Origin of the sequence: Carnobacterium sp. FSL E2-0243, assembly GCF_038003605.1 — a bacterium.
Classification (GTDB): Bacteria; Bacillota; Bacilli; order Lactobacillales; family Carnobacteriaceae; genus Carnobacterium; species Carnobacterium maltaromaticum.
Genome location: NZ_JBBOPM010000001.1, coordinates 1140746 through 1160581, shown reverse-complemented (window position 1 = coordinate 1160581; position 19836 = coordinate 1140746). Strand labels below are relative to the sequence as shown.

Genomic DNA, 19836 nt, shown 5'->3' with positions numbered 1-19836 from the left:
CTCCATTTTTATTTTATTTTAGTGAACCATGGTTGGGCTGTTTCTTTTAGAACTGTCATTAGTTCCTGACTGTTTTTCTTACCTTCAGTTTTCAACCATTCTCTAGCCGCCTCTTCCCCCATTTTTGCATAAGGGGCTACACCATTTTTCCAAGTAGCTCGTCCACATAATACGCCATTAAAATTTGATCCTGCATGCTTTGCAAATACTAATGTTTCTTGAAATAATTCCGCACTAACTCCGGCACTTAAAAAGATAAAAGGTAAATGTGTTGCTGCACTTTGTTCTCTAAAATAAGCAGCGGCTTCTTCCTGTGTATAAACAGGCGCTTCATCTTGCGCTCCATAACCTTCAACAAAACTCATATTAACTGGAACTTCCATCTTCAAAACATCCACACAGTAATTTTCTTTAGAAAACTCTTTCATCATTTCAATGACTTTGTGGGGCTTAATCTTTGCATATTCAGCACTGGTAACATCTGAATTATCAGCATCATATGAGACTAACTCTAAGAAGAAAGGTATATCTTCAGCTAAACATTCAGCTCCAACTCTTTCCATGAAAACATGTTTTAACTGGTTAATTTTCGGGTCCTCATCTACATCATAGTACAATAGAAATTTAATTGCATCGGCGCCATTTTCTTTTAAACGCTTTACAGACCACTCTGGCAATAAATCAGGTAAGCGGCCAACTTCATTTGCATCGTAACCTGTTTTTTCATAAGCTAATAATAATCCAGCATCGCTATCTCGCACTTTAGCAGCAGGTAAACCGTATTCTGGATCTAATAAAATGGCTGTAGCATAAGGCGTTAGTTCCTCTGAAACTAGCTCTTTAAATTGAATAATCCCTGCATCACCTAATTCTTTTGGGCTATCCTTTTCAATCATTTTCTTTAATGAACCACGTTGATCAATAGCTAAAGCTCCAATGATTCCATTTGAATCTGATAATCGTTCCAAGGCTTCACGCTTGTTTTTAGATAGTACTTTCATTTAAATAAACTCCTTTACATTTGTTTAATAGTTTTCAACTTTTATTTTTTTATAATAATCATCAAAATAAGCTAAATCAATCCAGCCTGTTTTATTTTCTAGTGTATTCAGTATTCCTGCTGTCATTGCTGTTTTTAAGGTATCTTCTACCGATTTATTTTCAGCCAGAGCAACTGCCAATCCAGCAACTGTTGCATCACCTGAACCAACTGGATTGACAACGTCAATTTTAGGAATCTTTACTTGATAAAATTGTTCCTTATATTTTACGAAGGCCCCATCTTTCCCCAATGAAACAACAATCCAATCAATTCCTTGATAGCGCTCCTGTTGTAAAATCGCTTTTAGCTGAGTGTAATCCTTCTCAGAAAATAGCTGGCCTTCTAGTTGGCTCAATTCAGTTAAATTAGGTTTAATCAACAACGGTTTTGCCTGATTTTGCAGCACAGTTTCTAAAGTAGAACCAGAACAATCCATCACAATTGGGACACCTTTTTTATTTGCAATATCTAGCATCTGTTGATAAAAACTAGCAGATAAGCCCTTTGGTAAACTCCCTGAAATCGTAACAAGCTTCACTTTTTCTAATAACTCAGTGAATTTGTTCAAAAAAACTTCACCTTCTGCCTCCGTTAAGGTAGGACCTGCTTCTAAAATCTCAGTTTGTTGACCTGCATGTAACAAAGCAATGCAATTTCGCGACTCTTTTTCAATCTTCAAAAAATCATGTTGAATCTTACTTTTAGTTAACTCTTGTGTAATAAAGGTTCCAAGCGTTCCACCAATTATTCCTGTTGCTAAGACATTTCCTTGCAATAATTTGATCACTCGCGCAACATTTAATCCTTTTCCACCAGCGGTTTTACTTATTTCATCACAACGATTGACATCATTTAATTGAAAATCACTTAGCTGATAAGAAATATCAACTGAAGGATTCATTGTTACTGCTAAAATCATTTATGCTCTTCCTTTCAAATCATCGCTCTGATAGCGCAACTCCCCCGCTAAATAAGTCGCTTCTAATTCTAATGTTTTTGATAATACAATAAAATCAGCAGGAGCGTCAGGCACTATTTTCCCACATTTATCCGCGATACCAACACTTTCAGCAGGAATAGCACTAGCCATTCGAATCGCCTCTAGCGGTGTTGCAATTTCCCAGTCTACAACATTTTTTATGGCATCTTTCAACTGGAGCACACTGCCAGCTAAACTACCATTTTTTAAACGAGCTGCACCTTGCTTAACTTCTACTGGAAATTCTCCTAGCGTATAAGAACCATCAGGCATGCTACCCGCTCGCATACAATCAGTGATTAAGACCACTTCTTCTCGACTTCGAACATCCATTAAGATTTTCGCAGCCACCGGATGAACATGTTGTCCATCACAAATTAATTCATTAAATACACCTTTTAGTGTTAGCGCTGCTCCAACCATTCCTGGCTCTCGATGGTTTAACGGGCTCATCCCATTATAGGTGTGCACAAAAATTGACGCCCCGTGGTCAACTGCATTTTTAGCCTCTTCGTAACTGGCATCACTATGCGCTAATGCTACTTTAATCCCTTTACTAGTCGCATATTGAATAAATTCAGCACTACCTTTTCGTTCAGGAGCAAGTGCAATTTTCTTGATTAGCCCACCTGATAATTTTTGCCATTTTTCTAATTTTTCAATTAAAGGATCTGAAAAATAAGCTGTATTTTGAGCACCTTTATGTTTTTCTGTAAAAAAGGGACCTTCCAAAAAAATCCCTTGAATTCTAGCACCAGCAACTTCCCTGTGGTGTTTTCCAATTGTTTCTACGACTTTATCCAATCGCTCTGTTGAATCAGTTAATGTCGTTGGTAAAAATGAAGTCACCCCACAAGCAAGGAGCCCCGTTGAAATAGCCTTAATTCCAGCAAAATCATTATCCATAACATCATGCCCAAGTAAGCCATGAATATGTGTATCCACTAATCCAGGAGCAATCCAACTTGTTGCATAATCAAGTAACTGATATTCCCCTTTAGGCAACTCTTTAGAAAATTCACCAAATTTACTTTCATTTATCTTTAGATAACCCGATCCAGTCATGCCACTGGCTAAAAAGAATTTTTCTGCATAAATTACTTTATCCATTTGTCTCATCCCTTAATTTTCACTAATTAATTCTTAAAATAAACCAATAAAACTACCTAAAACACCAACAATTACAGTAATGCCGATTAATAATAAAGGCGATTTGCCTTTTTTTAACATCCAATAACAAAAGAATGTATAAAGTAAAGGCAATAATTTTGGCATAATTTGATCAATGACACCTTCTTGTAAATTAACTTTGATTTCGCCCGCGTGAATCGTTAAGCCTAAATTAAAATTAATATAGGTTGCAACCAATGCACCAATGACCGTTAACCCAACGATTGATGCAGCTCTCGAAATCTTTTTAGTCCCCTCTTTTAAAGAAGCAATCGCTTTTGTTCCAGTGTTATAACCGTAGTGCATTAAGAAAAACAGTAAGCCAAAATGAACCACATTAAAAACGACTAAAAATAAAATAGGTCCAACGGGATTTCCATCACTTGATAAAGCCGCCCCAATTCCAGCGGTAATCGGCAATAAAGTGAGCCAGAATAAAGCATCTCCAATTCCACCTAAGGGACCCATCATCGCGACCTTAATCCCACGAATCGTATCACGTTTTTCTTTATTTTCTTCCATCGCTAAAATAATGCCTTGAATAAAGGTAACTAAAAAAGGATGGGTATTAAAAAATTGCATATGATCGAGCAACGAAGAGGATAAATCTTCTTCATTTTTATGAATTTTCTTTAACCCAGGAATCAGACTGTAGGTCCAGCCCCCACCTTGCATCCGCTCATAGTTAAACGAAGCTTGCAACAATAGCGAACGCCAAACCATTTTATTTAAATCTTTTTTGGTAATCACCTTAGTGACAGTTGGGTCTTTGTAGTCATTACTAATTAAATCAACCTTTTCGATGCTTTCATTAGATGCCATTGCTATAGTCCTCCTCTTCATCATTCAATACCTTAATTTTGTGGTTGCCACTTTCTCCATCTGATTTATTGCCGATAAAATAATCATAGGCTGCAAACGAAATCCCGATAATCGCAATAGCTAAAATTGGAAGTTTACCATATGCTGCAGCTACGAAGCCGATTGCAAAAAATGGAGCATATGTCCATTTGAACATGATTTTCAGTAGCATAGCAAATCCGACAGCCGGCATGATTCCTCCGGCAACACCTAAACCACCAATGAGCCATGTTGGTAAAAGTTCCACAATTTTTCCAGCTTGATCTGCACCAAAGTAAATAGGTAAAAAAGAAATAATGAAGTAGAAAACAAAGAGAATAAGTGGTCCCATATAGGTTAGACGATCAATAGACTTCGTGTCTGCCTTAGCTGCATAGTCATCCATTTTATGCATGACTGGAGAATATGCTGTGAACAATAATGTCACACAACCTTGTGCTGCAACTGCAAATGGTACAGCAATTCCAACAGCAACCTTAGGATCTTGTTTCGTTAAAATAGCAAAAGCGGTTCCAATTATTCCACCAATAACAACATTTGGCGGTTGAGCACCAGCAAGGGGAACCATACCAGCCCAAACCAATTCCAGTGTAGCACCAGCCATTAAACCTGTTTTAAAATCACCTAGAATAAGTCCAACAACCGCTCCAGTTACTAAAGGTCTATGAATATGTGTCAATCCATTAAATAAATCAATTCCAGCAATTCCTGCCCAAATACCAATTAACAATGCCTGTGTTAGCATTTTTTTTCCTCCTCGGATAAAAAGTTTGTTGAGCCGTTTAGCTCTGACAAAAAGATAGAAGAATACGCACAAAGTATCTTTTTACTTTGGGGGAATTTTTTCTTCTTTTCGAAGAGTTGGCTCATAAGAACTGGCCTAAATAAAAAGTTTATTGAGCCGTTTAGGCCTGGCAGAAAAATAGGGAAATTTGATGTGGCGCTTCTTGCCACTTCGAAATTTCGTCTTTTTTCCGAAGGACTGGCTCATAAGAACTAGCCTAATAAAAAGTTTGTTGAGCCGGTTAGGCCTGGCAGAAAAATAGGGAAATTTGATGTGGCGCTTCTTGCCACCTCGAAATTTCATCTTTTTTCCGAAGGACTGGCTCATAAGAACTAGCCTCAATAAAAAGTTTGTTGAGCCCGTTAGCTCTGACAAGAAAATAGAAAAAATTGATAGGACGTTTTTTTGTCCTCTCGAATTTTTATCTTTTTCTCGAAGAGTTGGCTCATAAGAACTGGCCTCAATAAAAAGTTTAAAATGTCGCTTCTTTCAGTAAATTCATTAAATCTTGACCTCTCTCACTAGGGATTCCTTTAACTTCCATTTTGACACCTAACTGATTTAATTTTCTAAATGTTTCTACATCATTTTTATCAACTGAAACCGTCGAAGACAATTGTTGTTTCCCTTCTGAAAAATGTAGATTTCCAATATTTAAGAACTCAATCGGAACCCCGCCTTCAACTAAAGTCAATGCATCTTCTGGTGTTTTAACTACAAGTAAAATTTTTTGATGCGGCGCAGCTTTACCAATAATTCGAATTGTTTTTTCTAGGGTAAAGAAACGAATCTGAACCGTTTCTGGTAAAACCATATCCATTAAATTTTGCTGAACCGAATCTGTAGCTACTTCATCATTTGCTACTACAACTAAATTTGCACCTAACGTGTTGGTCCATGTCATCCCAACTTGCCCATGAACAAGTCGATTATCAATTCTAGTTAATAAAATATTTGGTTTAGTCATTTTTTCTCCTCCTTAACTTTATATAGTTAATCTACTTGATAAGGATAAATCTCTACACCTTTGACCACACGATTAACGGTTCCAGTTGGTGAAGGTGTATCTGGTTGATTGCCAACTTTAATTGCAGATAGAACAGCAATTGTTTGAGCAAAAATAATATAGGGCAAGACTAGATAAGCATCTGGTATATCCTTGCCATTTCCTAAAAAAGTAAAATTATTCCCACCAAAATTGGTTTCTCCAGCAACAGACAAACCACTAACATAACAAGCAATTTGATCTTGCTTTAATTCATTTAAAATATCGAGATCATATTGTCTTGTATAAGGGTCATTTGAGGTGAAAACAAAAACTAGTGTTTGCTCATTAACAAATGATTTTGGACCATGGCGAAATCCCAATGATGAATCAAATACCGTAGCAATCTGGCCAGCTGTCAATTCAAGAATCTTCAATTGCGCTTCACGAGTCATACCTGCTAAGCTTCCTGACCCTAAATAAATGACCCGATTAAAATCTAAATCAATTATTTTTTGAATTTCAGTAGAACGTTGTAAGACATCTTCTCCCATGACTTTAAGCTGTTCAATCCATTTAGCTTTTTGGGAAAATGAAGTTAAATCGAAAACCAGTAAAGCTGTTAAAGTCATACATGAGTAGCTACCCGTCATAGCAAAGCCTTTATCATTCGCTTTTTCAGGCATCAATAAAAGTAAATTTTTTGCATCTCCTTCTGCCTGATTGGCTAATTTCCCATCAAAAGCACATGTAATCGTTACTTGATAAAAATCTTTTACTAGCTGTTTCCCTAATGATACTGCGGCAAGACTTTCTGGACTATTGCCACTTCTAGCAAAGGAAACTAATAATGTTGGTATTTCATTAGCAAAAAAAGACTCTGGGTTAGACACTAAATCTGTTGTTGGAATACTCATTAAATCCCATTTTTTTCCATTTAACTGCCCTTTTAAATAAGGCAAGACAGTATCTCCTACATAAGCTGATGTTCCTGCTCCAGTAAAAATAACACGTATTTGTTGAAACTGATTACTTAAATCAGTTAGAAAACGATTGATTTCATTCTCTTTACTTCGATAATTTTCAAAAGCTTCTTGCCATAGTTCAGGTTGTTGCTTAATTTCATTGGCTGTAATCACAGCACCTAATTGTGTTAGTTCCTCAGTTGTCAGTTCATACATTTGGCTCAGCTCCTTTTCATCATTAAATGCCAAAACTATCTTCTCTTATCGGTTCAGTTTCTTTAATTTTAAATGTTTTCAATCCTTCAGCACCAGATTTTAATGCCTGAGAGACAAATTCTGTTAAACTGAGGTCTCGCTTAAAAGAACTTTCAAGCAATAATGGCAAATTTGTTCCAGACACAATTTTAACGCTTTCATTTTCAGTTGATAATAAAACAGCTTGATTAAAAGGGGTTCCACCAGGTATATCTGTAAAAATCACAACACCATTACCGTTTTCTGTTTTAGCAATTTGAACTAAAAGCTGTTCTTTTAACTCTTCGGAACTCATTCCAGCACTAAAATCAACGGTTGCAAAATCCTCTTGTTCACCAGCAATTAGTTTAATGGCGGAATACATACCAGACGCAAAATTACCATGCCCACATAAGATCATTCCAATCATTCCATTCGCTCCTTTCTAGTCATTTATTTAACAAGAAAAACAACTGGTTACTACTGGTAACTACCAGTTAACTAAAATATACTGTTCTTAGATTAAAAAGTCAAGTAAAATTTATAAATAATCACTTATAAGCTCAAAAATAAAAAGTTTGCTTACTCCTACTAGGCTAGAAGTAAACAAACTTTTTATTTTTCATTGTTGAATATGACGAACTTTGTATACAAATTGATCGCTGCGAGCCGTACTTAACGTAAATTCAATCACAATATTAGCTTTATTGTAACTTGTTCTTTTTAGCCTTAAACACGCTCCATCATCTTCACTTTCTAATAAGAGTGCCTCTTTATCCGTTAATAAACTAGCCGAAAATTCTTCATCTGCGACCTTAACCAATTCATTGTAATCTTCTTTAAAAATCTCATACAAGGGTTTCTTAGCAATTCGACTTTCTTCTAATCCTTGAAACTCTTTGACTGGAATATAACTCGTTTCAACCATCATTGGAATACCATCTGCTAACCGTAAACGTTTCAATCGATAGACTTCCGTTCCTAAATCAACGCCCATTTTATCGCTGATATACTGATTGCTTAATACAATTTTAAAAAAAAGGACTTTTGTTTGAGGCGCTTTTCCACTTTCGCGCATTTGGTCAGTGAAGCTATAGTTATCCATTAAATTTTGCTTTCCTTGACTTAACGCCGCTACAAAGGTTCCCTTGCCATGACGTTTATAAATATAGCCCATATTTTCTAATTCAGATAAAGCTAATCTTACTGTCGTACGGCTAACATCATATTTTTGGCAAATTTCTCTTTCGGACATCATTTTTTCATTCGTTTTTAGCTTTGTATTAATTTCATTGACTAAAATATCGACCAATTGATCGTATAGTGGTACTGAACTATTTTTATTTATCATGACTATCGCTCCTATAGTTTAATCGTGTAGCTCCTAAAACTGGTAACTACCACTTTTAGTTAATATAAACTTTCTAATGGAACAAGTCAAGAGATAGATAAAAATGACACTAGATTAATTAAATAAATGCAACAACTTAACTGTCTGTTTCACACTTTTTTCTAGATTTTCAGAAGCATTCTTTAACGCATTTTCTAAAGTAGAAACAGATTGAACAATTGGAATAATTTCAGAAATACCGGCTTGATAAGCTTCAGTCATATCCCCCTTAATCGATCCAACAAAGGCAATCACAGGGATATTGTTCTTTTTTGCTAATTTAGCAATTGCTACCGGAACTTTGCCATATAAACTTTGTTGATCAATCTGGCCTTCGCCAGTAATCACCAAATCAGCTATCTTAATTTTAGCTGCTAACTCATTTTCAGCAGCGATTAAAGTAAAGCCTGGGATTACTTTAGCGTTCAGAAAGTGACGTAGTGCAAAGCCCATACCACCTGCCGCACCATCCCCTAAACTAGAGATAGAATTACCTGTGGCTATTTTAAGAAAATTGGCCATTGCTTGATCATAACTTGCTAATTCAGAAGACCTTAATCCTTTTTGTTCCCCAAAAATAGCAACCGCACCTTCAGAACCAGTTAGGGGATTGCTGACATCTGAAGCCACAGTAATCTCAATCGTTTTCAAACGTTGGTCCATTTTATTCCTATCAATTCGTTTAATTTTTGCTAAATCATTACCTATACCTGCTAATTCTAGCCCATTTTCATCAAAAAATTCGACACCCAAAGCTTTTAAAATTCCAATCCCACCATCAATAGTTCCACTTCCACCTAAACCAATCACAATTGATTTTGCCCCTTTATCCATTGCTGACAAAATCAACTGACCTGTTCCAAAACTACTTGTTTGACTAGGATGATTGTGTTTTCTATTTTGGATAAGTCCAAGTCCAGAACTAGCAGCAACTTCAATAACAGCTTCCTTTTTCCCCGGATACCAGCCATAAAAACTTTTGCAGATTTCACCCAGAGGGTCTAGCGTTTCCACTTCAATCCATTCGCCCTCTTGATTGGTTAAATAGGCTTCAACGGTCCCTTCACCGCCATCTGCAATTGCTACTTGCTCAACTTCATAACCAGCTGCTTTAAATACAGTTGCCACAATCTGATTTGCTTCACTACTTGTTAAAGAACCTTTCATTGAATCAATCGCAATCACTACTTTCAATTGAGTTTCCACCCTTCAACTTGATTCACTTGCTCCTCTAAGTGTACTAAAGTTCTAGAACTTTATCTATTAAGACATTCTGAAACAAGTAACGAGGAAAAATGAATTTCAACCTATAAAAAAATCTAGCCAATAAAGGACTATCAATCCTTTTTGACTAGATTTTTTGTTTGATATTTATTTCAGTGAATGAACAAACTCAGCAGATTTAATACCTGCTTGACGTCCAAAAATGATAATTTCAGCGACTGAATTACCGCCAATTCGATTCTCGCCGTGCAATCCACCAGTTAATTCACCAGCTGCATAAAGACCTTTAATCGATGTACCTTCTTTGGTTAGTACCTCTGTTTCAGGATTTACTTTAATGCCTCCCATTGTATAATGAATACCTGGAGCAATTTTAATTGCGTAATAAGGACCTTTTGATAAATCATGTTCCATCCCCGTTGTGCGATTAAAAGCAGTATCTGATTTAGCAGCTACATCTTCATTCCACTTAGCCACAGTCGCTTCTAACGCTGTATCCGGTACGTTAATTTCTTTTGCTAACTCAGCTAATGTTTGACCTTCAACAACAAAGCCTAATTTTTCATATTGTTCAATAGCTTTCGCTCTTTCTTTGACTCCTGAATCAAAAATTAAATAAGCAAATTTATCTGGTGTTTGATTAACTGCACTTGAAACAGCGTCACGTGTGTCTAGTTCATTAACAAAACGTTCGCCAGTTGAAGAAACTAAAATTGCGCCTTCACCACGAACAACCTCACCAATTAAATAAGATTTTTCTTGTTGAACTGTTGGGTGAATTTGAATTTCTTTCATATCAACTGTATATCCACCAAGTTTTTCTATCATTTTAATGCCATCACCTGTACTACCAATCTGATTGGTTGTCACATAGTCTTTAAGTTCTGGATTGGTTTCAGAAATCATTTCCATATTTGCACCAAATCCACCAGTTGTCACTACAACCGCATCTGCCTTGATTGTTTTATCTTCCTTATGATCAAATTGTACTTTCACACCATTTACTTGATCATCTTTCTCCGTAATTTCTTTCACATCTGCATTTACAAAGACTGGAATATCTTTTTCTTGAACATTTTTTATTAAACCATTAACCAAATATTGTCCAACAGCTGAACCATCTTCTGGTCGATGTGTCCGTTTTTCTTTCATCCCACCAGTAATCGTAAGATTGTTTAAACGAATCCCCATAGAGTCTAACCAATCAATGGCATCCGCTGAATGATCTACGAAAAAGCGCAACATTTCTGGGTCATTCGTTCCATGACCACCTGCTAAAGTCTCTTCATAAAATAAGTCATTACTATCAGAAATGCCTTCTTCTTTTTGAAATTTAGTCTCAGATGCATTCATTCCAGAAGAAGATTTTAGTGTATTTCCACCAACGACAGCCATTTTTTCAAAAATAACTGGATTCAAACCTTTTTCTTTTGCTTCAAGTGCTGCTGACATTCCAGCACCACCAGAACCAACGATCACGATATCATAAGAATCTTTTAATTCTGCTAATGGTGTATAACTACTACCTTCTGATGCACCTGTTGTGACTTCAGAAGATTCATTTTTACTTGACTCTTTTTTTGCATTTTCTTCTTTAGCATTTTCTTTTGTGCCACAACCAACAATAATTAATGCCAATGCCATCATTAAAAATAAAACTTTCAACCCTTTTTTTCTCATAACTACCTCCATTTATTTATGCTCTTCATTTCGTTCAACAAACTATCTCCATACCTTTGTTAAACAATGAGCAATACACTGTAATAATAACAGAAACGCGTATTGTCTGCAATAAAAAAATAGAACTTAAGAATTGCTTCTTAAGTTCTATTTTTGAATATCTTATTTTGAGGGTAATAATAAACGTAAACCATTCAAGATAACAATTAAAGTACTTCCTTCATGAGCAATGACTCCGATTGTGATATCCATTTTCCCTAGAACATTCAATGTAACAAGGATAGCCACAATCAACATTGAGAAAATAATATTTTGCCAAACAACCCGATCAAGACGTTTAGAAACTTTATGTGCATAACTAAACTTAGTTAAATCATTTTGCATTAAGACCGCATCTGCCACATCAATGGCAATATCAGTTCCATCTCCCATAGCCACACCTATATCTGCTGTTACAAGGGCAGGAGCATCATTAACTCCATCACCTAGCATTGCCACTGTACCATAACGAGCTTGTTGATCTTTAATTACTTGAGCTTTATTTTCTGGTAAGACATTACCAATGACCTCATCAATTCCTAATTGGCGACCAACTGCTTGGCCTGTCACTTCTGAATCTCCAGTAATCATCGTTGTATGAATATTTTGTGATTTCAAATAACTAATCACTTCAATTGCATTTGCATTGGGAACATCCATCATCGCAATCAAGCCTATAACTTGATTATCTTTAGCAAAATAAACGACCGTTTTGCCATCTATGGAGTATTGTTCATTATGATTTTCAATTTTTGAACTAACATTTTTGAAAACAGTTGGTTTTCCAATTTGGTAAACAGCACCATTATACTGAGCCACAAGACCTTTTCCAATTTCATTTTCAACTTCAAGCTCTATGCTTTCTTTTGCCTCGAATTTTCCTAAAATTGCATTAGCTAAAGGATGATTAGCTGTTTTTTCCATTGCAACAATTAAATCAATATAGTTTTGTTCAGTCGTAGCTTCATCGATTTCATCAAAATAAAAATCAGTTACAGAAGGTTTCCCTTTAGTTAATGTTCCTGTTTTATCAAATGCTACAGCCTTAATTCCTGCTAAGTTAGCCAGATAAGATCCTCCTTTGAATAAGACCCCACGTTTAGCTAAGTTAGAAATACCAGATAATGTTGCTGGTACAGCACTTGCTGCCAAAGCACAAGGAGATGCAGATATTAAGAATACCATTCCTCTATAAAAGCTTTCATTCCAAGTCCAACTAAAAATACTTGGTCCTAAAAGAATAAAAATTGGGACAATAATTAAAACGGCAGTGACATAGTAAGGTTCAATTTTTTGAATTTTAGTTGCTGTTTTAGATAGATTTGATTGGGATTGATTGACCAATTGTAAAATTTTAGCAAACAATGTATCACTGCTATCTTTGGTCACTTCCATTGTAAAAGTACCATTTCCATTAATTGTACTACCAAAAACTTCATCACCGACTGTCTTTTCTCTAGGAATACTTTCTCCATTAATAGACGATTCATCAATTGATGTCACGCCTGATAAAATCACACCATCAGTCGCAATTTGATCTCCATTTAAAACTTGTAATTTATCTCCAATTTTTAGAACCGAAACATCAACAACTTTAACGCTACCGTCTGCTTCAATTAAACGGGCTTCAGTCGGATTCATTTTAAGCAAATTAGTTATTTCTCTTTTACTACGTCCTTCTGCATATTCTTCCATAAAATGAGCAGCTGCAAAAATAATAATTAAAAGTGCACCTTCTTCATAATTGCCAATAATAGTAGCTCCAATTGCTGCTACTGTCATTAATATATGCACATTAGGTGAAAATTTTCTTTTTCTTTTTGTGGCTTCAATTGTATCTGTAATACCTTCTAACATAATATGGTAGCCCGATAATAGCATGGCACTAATAAAAAGAATAGTTTGTAACAAACTACTATCGGTTAAAAATAATGCAACTATAAAAGCTGTTAATCCAGCAAAAAATAAAACGACTGCTGATTTACTATCTCCATGACTATGATTATGTCCTCCACCATTTTCATGCTCGTGTTCATGATTGTGTACCTTTTCTTTGCTCGCTTCCATATTCTCTCATCCTCTCGTTCGTGCTCATTTTTTATTTAATATAGTAAAGTTAGAATTTTAGTGGAACAAACAATCGGGCTTTCTTCGATTGTATATATGAGTGCTTGTTCATCTGATAAACCTATTATACATGAACGAACACTCATGTGTCAACACTATTATTTTATTTAAAAAAAGACTTTATTTACACAACAAAATCACTAAAAAAATAGGCTAAATACTCACTATCGGAGCATTTAACCTATTTTAATTAGCCTTAATTAGACGAGTAAATAAACATGATCGAAGGTAATTTGAACTTGATAATCACCAATTTTACGAGTTACAGCTAGTTGAATTTTTTGAGTTAATTCTTGATCATCCAATCCAAAGCCTTTTGGAATCACGATATCAAAATGCATAATCCCAGCTTCATTTTTTTCTTTTTCAATTTGCAAATCATGCATTTTCAAAGTATCATCAATACCATTAATAATTTCTTTCAAAAGCAAATGAATTCGATTTTGTTCCTGATCATGAATACTAACTGGATCAACGTGGCAAACTAATTCAATTCCAAGTTCTTTTTTAAATTCTCGTTCAATTAAATCTGTTTTTTCATGCGCTTTTCTTAAATTCCAAGTATCATCAATTTCGATATGAACTGAAGCAAAGGTTTTATTAGGACCATAATTATGAATCAATAAATCATGATAGCCAATAATATTATCGACTGCAGATAAACGTTCTTTTATTTGATTGATCTCTTCTTCAGCAGGTCGCATTCCCATTAATTCATTAACAAAGCCCATAATCATTTTGTACCCACTATAAATAATATAGATAGCAATAGCTAAACCAACGTACCCATCAATTTTTAAACCCGTTAAGCCTTCAACCATTGCTGAAACTAAAACAGTTACCGTTGTAAATACATCATTTAAACTATCCTTAGCTGAAGCAACTAAAGCATCTGAATCAATCTTCTTTGCTACTTTTTGATAAAAAAGCCCTTGCCAAATTTTTATTCCAATTGAAACTAATAAAATAATTAAAACTAACCAAGTAACCGTCACACTTTGTGGATTTCGAATGCGCTCAATAGATGTTATTAAAAACTGAAAACCAACAAATGTAATCAGTATTGATACCAACATTCCACTAATATATTCAAAACGCTCATGACCATAAGGGTGTTCCGCGTCGGCTGGTTTCCCAGAAATATAAAAGCCAACTAATGTTAAGATTGATGAAATTGTATCGGATAAATTATTGATGGCATCTGCCATAATAGACACACTACCAGAAAGTAAACCAATTACAAATTTAGCTAAAAATAGGACTAAATTAGATAAAAGACCAATTCTTCCAGCAAATGCACCTAACTTAGATCGCAAAGCTTCCTTTGATCCTGTATGTTTTCGTTCAAAACGATTGATTAAATAAGTAATCATACCAGCAACTCCTCCTTAGCTAAACAAAAAGTGTATTTATCCATCCTAATTTATTTAGATAGAAAAGTCTAGCAAAAATCAGCATTATTACTAAGTTATCATTTTTTAGAAAGCTCTACAAATCAAGCTATAGTTCCCATATCCTATTTTTAGGAGTCCCTTTATTTTGTTTAAGCGTCTCCTATTACTTCCATAAAAAATCTATATTCATCTGTTAATCTTTTTGATAATTCTTTAGCAATTCTACAGGTGTGATTCCAATATTCTTCTTAATTTCTTTAATTAAATGCGGTTGATCATAGTAGCCTAAACAATCAATATCCGCTGGTTTTCTATTCGAACCGCCTATATCTAATAAAATTTCCAAAGACCGCTGAAACCGAATGACACTTAAAATCATCTTTGGCGTTAATCCATAATGTTTTAAAAATAAACGTTGGGTCTGCCGCGTGCTCTTAGCCATATTAACTGCCAACTCATTCACAGTTATGACACTATCCGCTTCAAATAGTTCATCAAATAATTGGATAAAGTCCCCAGGTTTTTGTTCCCCACTTAGTTCCTCTATCAGTTTTTTTAAAACTGATTTTCCAGCTGTTGGATCTAATTGAAAAAAATCATCATAATTCACTGTTGGATCAACTATTGATAATGGTAAAAAATTATCCATGGCTTCAGTTGCTGGAATTCCCGTTAATTGATAAAAAGCACCAGGCTTAAGCCGTGCTCCAATAAAATTAGCCGGATTGATAATCTCATAATGAAAATCTGTTTGACTCATACCGGAAAAACCTATTTGTTGTGTTTGATAATCTACAATTAAATCAATACAACCATCTGGGATTATGATATTATTTGCAACTTCTTTTGAATCAGAAATCGATTTTGTTTCCCAAAAACAAATAACAAAGTCTTCAAATTCTGGGATTATTTCTTCTTCAAATGAAACATGTTCTTTAAAAATCGGACTTAATATATAAGGAATTTGAATTGGATAATACATTCTTCACACCACTCTTTTTAGTTAACTGCACTTATTTCTATAGATAAGCATATCATATTTATCTTATTTTGTAAGGATTAAACAAGACGTGCTACGATAAAATAAGTATTCTTTATGTATGCTATAATACCTATAGTAAATTATTTAATGTGGGAGGACTTAACCATTGGAGCATTTTAAAAATAATAGGAGCATTATAGATTATCTCAATTCTTTTGAATCAAGCACCCTAAATTGTCAACAATTAACGTTAACTCAAGATGAGTACATTATTACAAGATACGAAAAATCGGAGTATCTTTATTTATTAACAAATGGTCTCGCTTCTGTCGAAATTCTCGAAGATAGCAATAACTATATTTCAGCCTTTATTTTTGAAAATGATTTTTTTGGTTTGGACAGTTTTTCTAGTTTTCCAACTAAAAATCATGCTATCAAGGTAATCAGTTCCAGTGCAGAAATAGTCAAAATAAAAAAAGACTTCTTGCTCAATGCTCTCAATCAAAAACCTGAACTCTATAAATTGTTATTAACTAATTTTGCTGATATTTTTCAACGGCATTATTATTTTTTCAACTTTTTAAGCTTACCACCGGTTGAACGAGTGAAAACTACTCTTCTCTATTTAAGTGATTTTATTAGTGAACCGACTGAGGCTAGTCATCTGGAAATCCCCAAAGAAATCACGCAACAAATAGTAGCTCGATTTTGTCGCACCTCTCAATCAAGAGTTTCAATTTGCTTAAGAAAATTACATGAAAAAGGTTTTCTACTAACAAAAACAGCACCTTTTATTATTAACTAATAGATAAAACAAGAGAGGTATAAGCACTCTCTTGTTCATTTTAAACCTAAAGTACTTACTCGTTAATAAAATCTAATATCTTATTAGTAAACTCATCTACATTATCTAAGTTTCTTGATGCTGCTGAAAATGCCTCAACATCATCCGGTTGGTGGACCCATTCGCCAGATTCAGCTGTTAAGAAAACTCCCACGCGCTTATCCTCTTTATATTTAGTGATAATCGGCAAAACATTTTCAGGTGGCTCACTAGACTGAATTGTCGTAAAAATCACGACCTTATCCCATTCACTAAGTTCATCCGTAATCTCTTCAATTGGTTGAATTTCAAGATAGACATCCTTTTTCTTTATATCATTCGTAATTTTCTTCATCACTTCATTTTTAAATGTACGATCCTGCGTAAAAACGACTACTTTGGGAACTTCTTTATTTGCTAATTTTTCATTAATAATTGAGGTTTCAACTGTACCTTGAATACGAGATAACCGGTAATAAGCTAGACCTCCTCCCGCTATAACTAAGGCCCCTAGCAAAACAATTAAAATAATTCGTGTACTCTTTTTCTTTAACATTTTATTCCTCCTAATTTCAATAGATTCTTAAACTTACTTATATTTAATAATAATCGAGACTTTACTCGCCAGACTAACCTCATCCTCTATTGTTAAGCTTATTATTTTTTTGTAAATACAACCAAATGATTCCAGAACAGATACTCACATTAAACAAGAATGAAGATAAATAAAAATGAATATCAGTAAAAAATGGTAGGGAATCAATGGATGAAAAACATCTTCGACTGAAGCCGTTACCAATAAAAACAAAAAATAATGCGCTACTATAATAACAAATAGTTAGGACCTGATTGGTGGAATTACTATTTTTTATAAACTGTTTCAATAAAATAAAATAGCTAACAAAAGCAATACAATAGCATGCCAATAAAGGAAAAAAGAGGAAGATGCGAACTAGATCAATCACCATATTATGATAGATAATCATAAATACTCCCTCAAGTATGACTAAAATCACAATTTCAGCATAACTAACAAGAAATCTAACTAACATCTTTTGACTCTCCTCTGCTTTAAAAAAGGAGGCTGGTGTTCTAGTTTCATCTGAAGTATCCATTCTATTTAACGACCATAAAATAACGATAGAACAAATACTAACAACGAGTATCGGTAAACGTGAGCCATTATTGAAAGTGAACCAACTATCATCATACAAATAGAGTAGAACACCCCTTAAAAGATTAATTAGTATGACCGCTAACACTGACTTGAAAAAGATTTCTTTCGTTTGAGTAAAATAAAATTTACTTAAAGACTTCATTGCGTCACCTCCATGTACAATTGTTTAAGTGATTGATTGTTCACTTCTCTTATCTCCTCTAAATTGTAACTAGCAATTTTATACTGATTCGTAAAAATTAAAACATCAGACATTAACATATCCATATTTTCTAAAATATTTGTTGTAAAAAGAATCATATTTTTTTCAGATACACTGTCTTGAATCATTTGTTTAATCTCGTTTCTAGATGAATAATCTAAATGAGAAAATGGTTCGTCAAATAAAAAGATATGAACCGTTCTCCCAAGTGTTAGAGCAATTTCAAATTTTTGACGCATTCCATTAGAAAGCTGAGTCACTTTTTCAGTTAATGAAATCCCAAAATCTGCTACTAATTGTTTAGTTTTTTCGATATCAAAATCTTTAAATAATAATTGAAATTCGTTTAAGACTGTTTCAAGTGTTTTCTGTTTATAATAATAATCGGATAAATTGACAAATGAAACATCTGCTTTGGTTAGCCAATTTCCCTCCCAAAGAATCTCCCCCTTTTGAATAGGTTCCATTTGAGCTAAACTACGAAGCAGCGTTGATTTACCGATACCATTTCTTCCCAAAATCCCAATAACACTCCCTTTGTCTACTGTAAAATTACTATCAAATAGAATAGGCTTATTTAGTCCATAATTTTTTGTTACAGAACGGATTGATAATGTCACTTAGGTTGCACCTCTTTCTTTTTGCTTTATTTGCTTACCATTGTCGTCCTATTATTTTTTCGATAACTATTTTCTTTTCCATATTTAACTGTTTCATTTCATCACAAAATAGTCTTAAACTTTCTTCCAGTCGACTTTCTCTTAAAGTCTTAATAATTTGTTGATCCGTAGTTACTTGTTTACCGATACCGCGCATAGTGATCAAAATTTTTCTTTGTTCTAAATTAGCATATGCTTTTTGTACAGTTCCAGGATTTACTTGCAACTCTTTCGCTAACTCTCTAACAGAAGGAACTTTTTTTTCCGTCGACCAATGATTGGTTAAAATTTGTTCTTCTACATAACTGATAATTTGTAAATAGATTGGCAAATTTTCATTAAATTCCATACTTACTCCTTTCTCGGATAGTATACTGTTATTTTAAGAGCTACTCTTAACTTACCCTAACCTGTGAATTAACACTCGCAACTAATTCACTAATTTTTCCAGTAAATAGACAATTACCTGGTATCAAACTGATACAATCAATTGGTCTAATTAATTCTGCTGGTTTTGGCAAAATAACTGCCTGACTTTTTTCTAAAATTTCAGCTACAAATTGAGAACAAAAATAATACTTTTCTCGTTGATAAAGAATTGAAAGCTTGCAGCAGACTAAACCAATAATGTTATAGCGATACTGCTTTTTCTCAATAACCATTTGTTGTACTTCTCTTCTCGCTTGCATAAAGACAGATTCTGAAACTTTTAACTCATATAAAGTACAAGGAGTATCTTTATGATAATTAAAAAAACAATTTGTTAAATTTTCTTGAATAAGCCCTGCAGGTAAAGCAAAGTATGGATTTTTACGGCCAAAACTAAAACATTCTGATAATTCTTCATCAAAGGCAAGTGAGACATGGGTATAATCATCTGAGGTAACTAACTGAATCAACTTTGATATATAGGTGTTGGAACGTGTTAATAAGATATAGATTGTTTTCATCCAATCCTCCTTTCTCTACTGTATCGCATATCCGATACTGAAGTGATGTCTTTAGTATAGTTAAAAATTTTTTTCCATGTTATACCCCTGGTATAACTGTTAAATTAAACGAAAAAAAACATCCAAATTGAATTTGGATGTTTTTTTCGTCTAAAAATGAACGATTGTG

20 protein-coding genes are annotated in these 19836 nt (G+C 34.2%); 1 reads left to right on the top strand and 19 read right to left on the bottom strand.

The window, feature by feature from the left end; all coding sequences use genetic code 11:
• Nucleotides 1–8: 8 nt before the first annotated feature.
• From lacD to MHI00_RS05380, 14 genes are all read right to left on the bottom strand, one after another.
• Nucleotides 9–1001, bottom strand: a complete 993-nt coding sequence (gene lacD, locus MHI00_RS05445) for a tagatose-bisphosphate aldolase (protein ID WP_187958084.1) — start codon at nt 999–1001, stop codon at nt 9–11.
• Between the two features lie 24 nt (nt 1002–1025).
• Entirely contained in the window at nt 1026–1961 is a 936-nt protein-coding gene (lacC, locus tag MHI00_RS05440) for a tagatose-6-phosphate kinase (RefSeq protein WP_341111772.1), read from the bottom strand.
• On the bottom strand, nt 1962–3131 hold the full coding sequence (gene nagA, locus MHI00_RS05435) for an N-acetylglucosamine-6-phosphate deacetylase (RefSeq protein WP_341111769.1): 1170 nt from the start codon (nt 3129–3131) through the stop codon (nt 1962–1964).
• 33 nt (nt 3132–3164) lie between these two features.
• Complete coding sequence (locus tag MHI00_RS05430; RefSeq protein ID WP_035065791.1) at nt 3165–4013, bottom strand: PTS system mannose/fructose/sorbose family transporter subunit IID; 849 nt, start codon at nt 4011–4013, stop codon at nt 3165–3167.
• A complete protein-coding gene (gene agaW, locus MHI00_RS05425) occupies nt 4003–4797 on the bottom strand; it encodes a PTS N-acetylgalactosamine transporter subunit IIC (RefSeq protein WP_010054701.1) in 795 nt (264 codons plus the stop codon). Before agaW ends, MHI00_RS05430 begins: the two co-directional genes overlap by 11 nt.
• 511 nt (nt 4798–5308) lie before the next feature.
• Nucleotides 5309–5803: a PTS N-acetylgalactosamine transporter subunit IIB gene (gene agaV, locus MHI00_RS05420; protein ID WP_015077018.1), complete on the bottom strand. Its 495-nt coding sequence runs from the start codon at nt 5801–5803 to the stop codon at nt 5309–5311.
• A gap of 26 nt (nt 5804–5829) precedes the next feature.
• A complete protein-coding gene (agaS, locus tag MHI00_RS05415) occupies nt 5830–7002 on the bottom strand; it encodes a tagatose-6-phosphate ketose isomerase (protein ID WP_341111764.1) in 1173 nt (390 codons plus the stop codon).
• A gap of 22 nt (nt 7003–7024) precedes the next feature.
• A complete protein-coding gene (gene agaF, locus MHI00_RS05410) occupies nt 7025–7450 on the bottom strand; it encodes a PTS galactosamine/N-acetylgalactosamine transporter subunit IIA (protein ID WP_015077020.1) in 426 nt (141 codons plus the stop codon).
• Nucleotides 7451–7642: 192 nt separating this feature from the next.
• Nucleotides 7643–8371 (bottom strand): GntR family transcriptional regulator, encoded by a 729-nt coding sequence (locus MHI00_RS05405; RefSeq protein ID WP_010054696.1) that lies wholly within the window; start codon nt 8369–8371, stop codon nt 7643–7645.
• A 114-nt stretch (nt 8372–8485) separates the two neighbouring features.
• Nucleotides 8486–9595: a glycerate kinase gene (locus MHI00_RS05400; RefSeq protein WP_231857810.1), complete on the bottom strand. Its 1110-nt coding sequence runs from the start codon at nt 9593–9595 to the stop codon at nt 8486–8488.
• A gap of 186 nt (nt 9596–9781) precedes the next feature.
• Complete coding sequence (locus MHI00_RS05395; protein ID WP_010054693.1) at nt 9782–11314, bottom strand: flavocytochrome c; 1533 nt, start codon at nt 11312–11314, stop codon at nt 9782–9784.
• 162 nt (nt 11315–11476) lie between these two features.
• Nucleotides 11477–13420 carry a heavy metal translocating P-type ATPase gene (locus MHI00_RS05390; protein WP_341111760.1) on the bottom strand — a complete coding sequence of 648 codons (1944 nt, stop codon included), beginning with the start codon at nt 13418–13420 and terminating at the stop codon, nt 11477–11479.
• A gap of 260 nt (nt 13421–13680) precedes the next feature.
• Nucleotides 13681–14853 carry a cation diffusion facilitator family transporter gene (locus MHI00_RS05385; protein WP_187958088.1) on the bottom strand — a complete coding sequence of 391 codons (1173 nt, stop codon included), beginning with the start codon at nt 14851–14853 and terminating at the stop codon, nt 13681–13683.
• Between the two features lie 214 nt (nt 14854–15067).
• Nucleotides 15068–15856, bottom strand: a complete 789-nt coding sequence (locus MHI00_RS05380) for a helix-turn-helix domain-containing protein (protein WP_015077027.1) — start codon at nt 15854–15856, stop codon at nt 15068–15070.
• A 166-nt stretch (nt 15857–16022) separates the two neighbouring features.
• Between MHI00_RS05380 and MHI00_RS05375 the strand changes: the two genes are divergently transcribed.
• Nucleotides 16023–16661, top strand: coding sequence for a Crp/Fnr family transcriptional regulator (locus tag MHI00_RS05375; protein ID WP_341111755.1), 639 nt, complete (start codon nt 16023–16025; stop codon nt 16659–16661).
• 55 nt (nt 16662–16716) lie between these two features.
• Here the strand turns inward: MHI00_RS05375 and MHI00_RS05370 are convergent, their stop codons facing one another.
• The 5 genes from MHI00_RS05370 to MHI00_RS05350 all read right to left on the bottom strand — a co-directional run bounded on the left by MHI00_RS05370 (nt 16717) and on the right by MHI00_RS05350 (nt 19667).
• The gene (locus tag MHI00_RS05370) at nt 16717–17235 is read right to left on the bottom strand and encodes a hypothetical protein (protein ID WP_341111752.1); all 519 of its coding nucleotides are present in this window, start codon (nt 17233–17235) and stop codon (nt 16717–16719) included.
• Between the two features lie 79 nt (nt 17236–17314).
• Nucleotides 17315–17998 carry a hypothetical protein gene (locus MHI00_RS05365; RefSeq protein WP_341111750.1) on the bottom strand — a complete coding sequence of 228 codons (684 nt, stop codon included), beginning with the start codon at nt 17996–17998 and terminating at the stop codon, nt 17315–17317.
• The gene (locus MHI00_RS05360; RefSeq protein WP_341111747.1) at nt 17995–18678 is read right to left on the bottom strand and encodes an ABC transporter ATP-binding protein; all 684 of its coding nucleotides are present in this window, start codon (nt 18676–18678) and stop codon (nt 17995–17997) included. The genes MHI00_RS05365 and MHI00_RS05360 overlap by 4 nt, the downstream gene beginning before the upstream one ends.
• Nucleotides 18679–18712: 34 nt before the next feature.
• Nucleotides 18713–19066 carry a GntR family transcriptional regulator gene (locus MHI00_RS05355; protein ID WP_010054684.1) on the bottom strand — a complete coding sequence of 118 codons (354 nt, stop codon included), beginning with the start codon at nt 19064–19066 and terminating at the stop codon, nt 18713–18715.
• A 46-nt stretch (nt 19067–19112) separates the two neighbouring features.
• Nucleotides 19113–19667, bottom strand: a complete 555-nt coding sequence (locus tag MHI00_RS05350; protein WP_056998988.1) for a hypothetical protein — start codon at nt 19665–19667, stop codon at nt 19113–19115.
• Nucleotides 19668–19836 lie beyond the last annotated feature (169 nt).

What these genes read in the sequence shown, in the direction of transcription:
- lacD (WP_187958084.1), bottom strand. Translation starts at nt 1,001, where the DNA reads ATGAAAGTACTATCTAAAAACAAGCGTGAAGCCTTGGAACGATTATCA.
- lacC (WP_341111772.1), bottom strand. Translation starts at nt 1,961, where the DNA reads ATGATTTTAGCAGTAACAATGAATCCTTCAGTTGATATTTCTTATCAG.
- nagA (WP_341111769.1), bottom strand. Translation starts at nt 3,131, where the DNA reads ATGGATAAAGTAATTTATGCAGAAAAATTCTTTTTAGCCAGTGGCATG.
- MHI00_RS05430 (WP_035065791.1), bottom strand. Translation starts at nt 4,013, where the DNA reads ATGGCATCTAATGAAAGCATCGAAAAGGTTGATTTAATTAGTAATGAC.
- agaW (WP_010054701.1), bottom strand. Translation starts at nt 4,797, where the DNA reads ATGCTAACACAGGCATTGTTAATTGGTATTTGGGCAGGAATTGCTGGA.
- agaV (WP_015077018.1), bottom strand. Translation starts at nt 5,803, where the DNA reads ATGACTAAACCAAATATTTTATTAACTAGAATTGATAATCGACTTGTT.
- agaS (WP_341111764.1), bottom strand. Translation starts at nt 7,002, where the DNA reads ATGTATGAACTGACAACTGAGGAACTAACACAATTAGGTGCTGTGATT.
- agaF (WP_015077020.1), bottom strand. Translation starts at nt 7,450, where the DNA reads ATGATTGGAATGATCTTATGTGGGCATGGTAATTTTGCGTCTGGTATG.
- MHI00_RS05405 (WP_010054696.1), bottom strand. Translation starts at nt 8,371, where the DNA reads ATGATAAATAAAAATAGTTCAGTACCACTATACGATCAATTGGTCGAT.
- MHI00_RS05395 (WP_010054693.1), bottom strand. Translation starts at nt 11,314, where the DNA reads ATGAGAAAAAAAGGGTTGAAAGTTTTATTTTTAATGATGGCATTGGCA.
- MHI00_RS05390 (WP_341111760.1), bottom strand. Translation starts at nt 13,420, where the DNA reads ATGGAAGCGAGCAAAGAAAAGGTACACAATCATGAACACGAGCATGAA.
- MHI00_RS05385 (WP_187958088.1), bottom strand. Translation starts at nt 14,853, where the DNA reads ATGATTACTTATTTAATCAATCGTTTTGAACGAAAACATACAGGATCA.
- MHI00_RS05380 (WP_015077027.1), bottom strand. Translation starts at nt 15,856, where the DNA reads ATGTATTATCCAATTCAAATTCCTTATATATTAAGTCCGATTTTTAAA.
- MHI00_RS05370 (WP_341111752.1), bottom strand. Translation starts at nt 17,235, where the DNA reads ATGTTAAAGAAAAAGAGTACACGAATTATTTTAATTGTTTTGCTAGGG.
- MHI00_RS05365 (WP_341111750.1), bottom strand. Translation starts at nt 17,998, where the DNA reads ATGAAGTCTTTAAGTAAATTTTATTTTACTCAAACGAAAGAAATCTTT.
- MHI00_RS05355 (WP_010054684.1), bottom strand. Translation starts at nt 19,066, where the DNA reads ATGGAATTTAATGAAAATTTGCCAATCTATTTACAAATTATCAGTTAT.
- MHI00_RS05350 (WP_056998988.1), bottom strand. Translation starts at nt 19,667, where the DNA reads ATGAAAACAATCTATATCTTATTAACACGTTCCAACACCTATATATCA.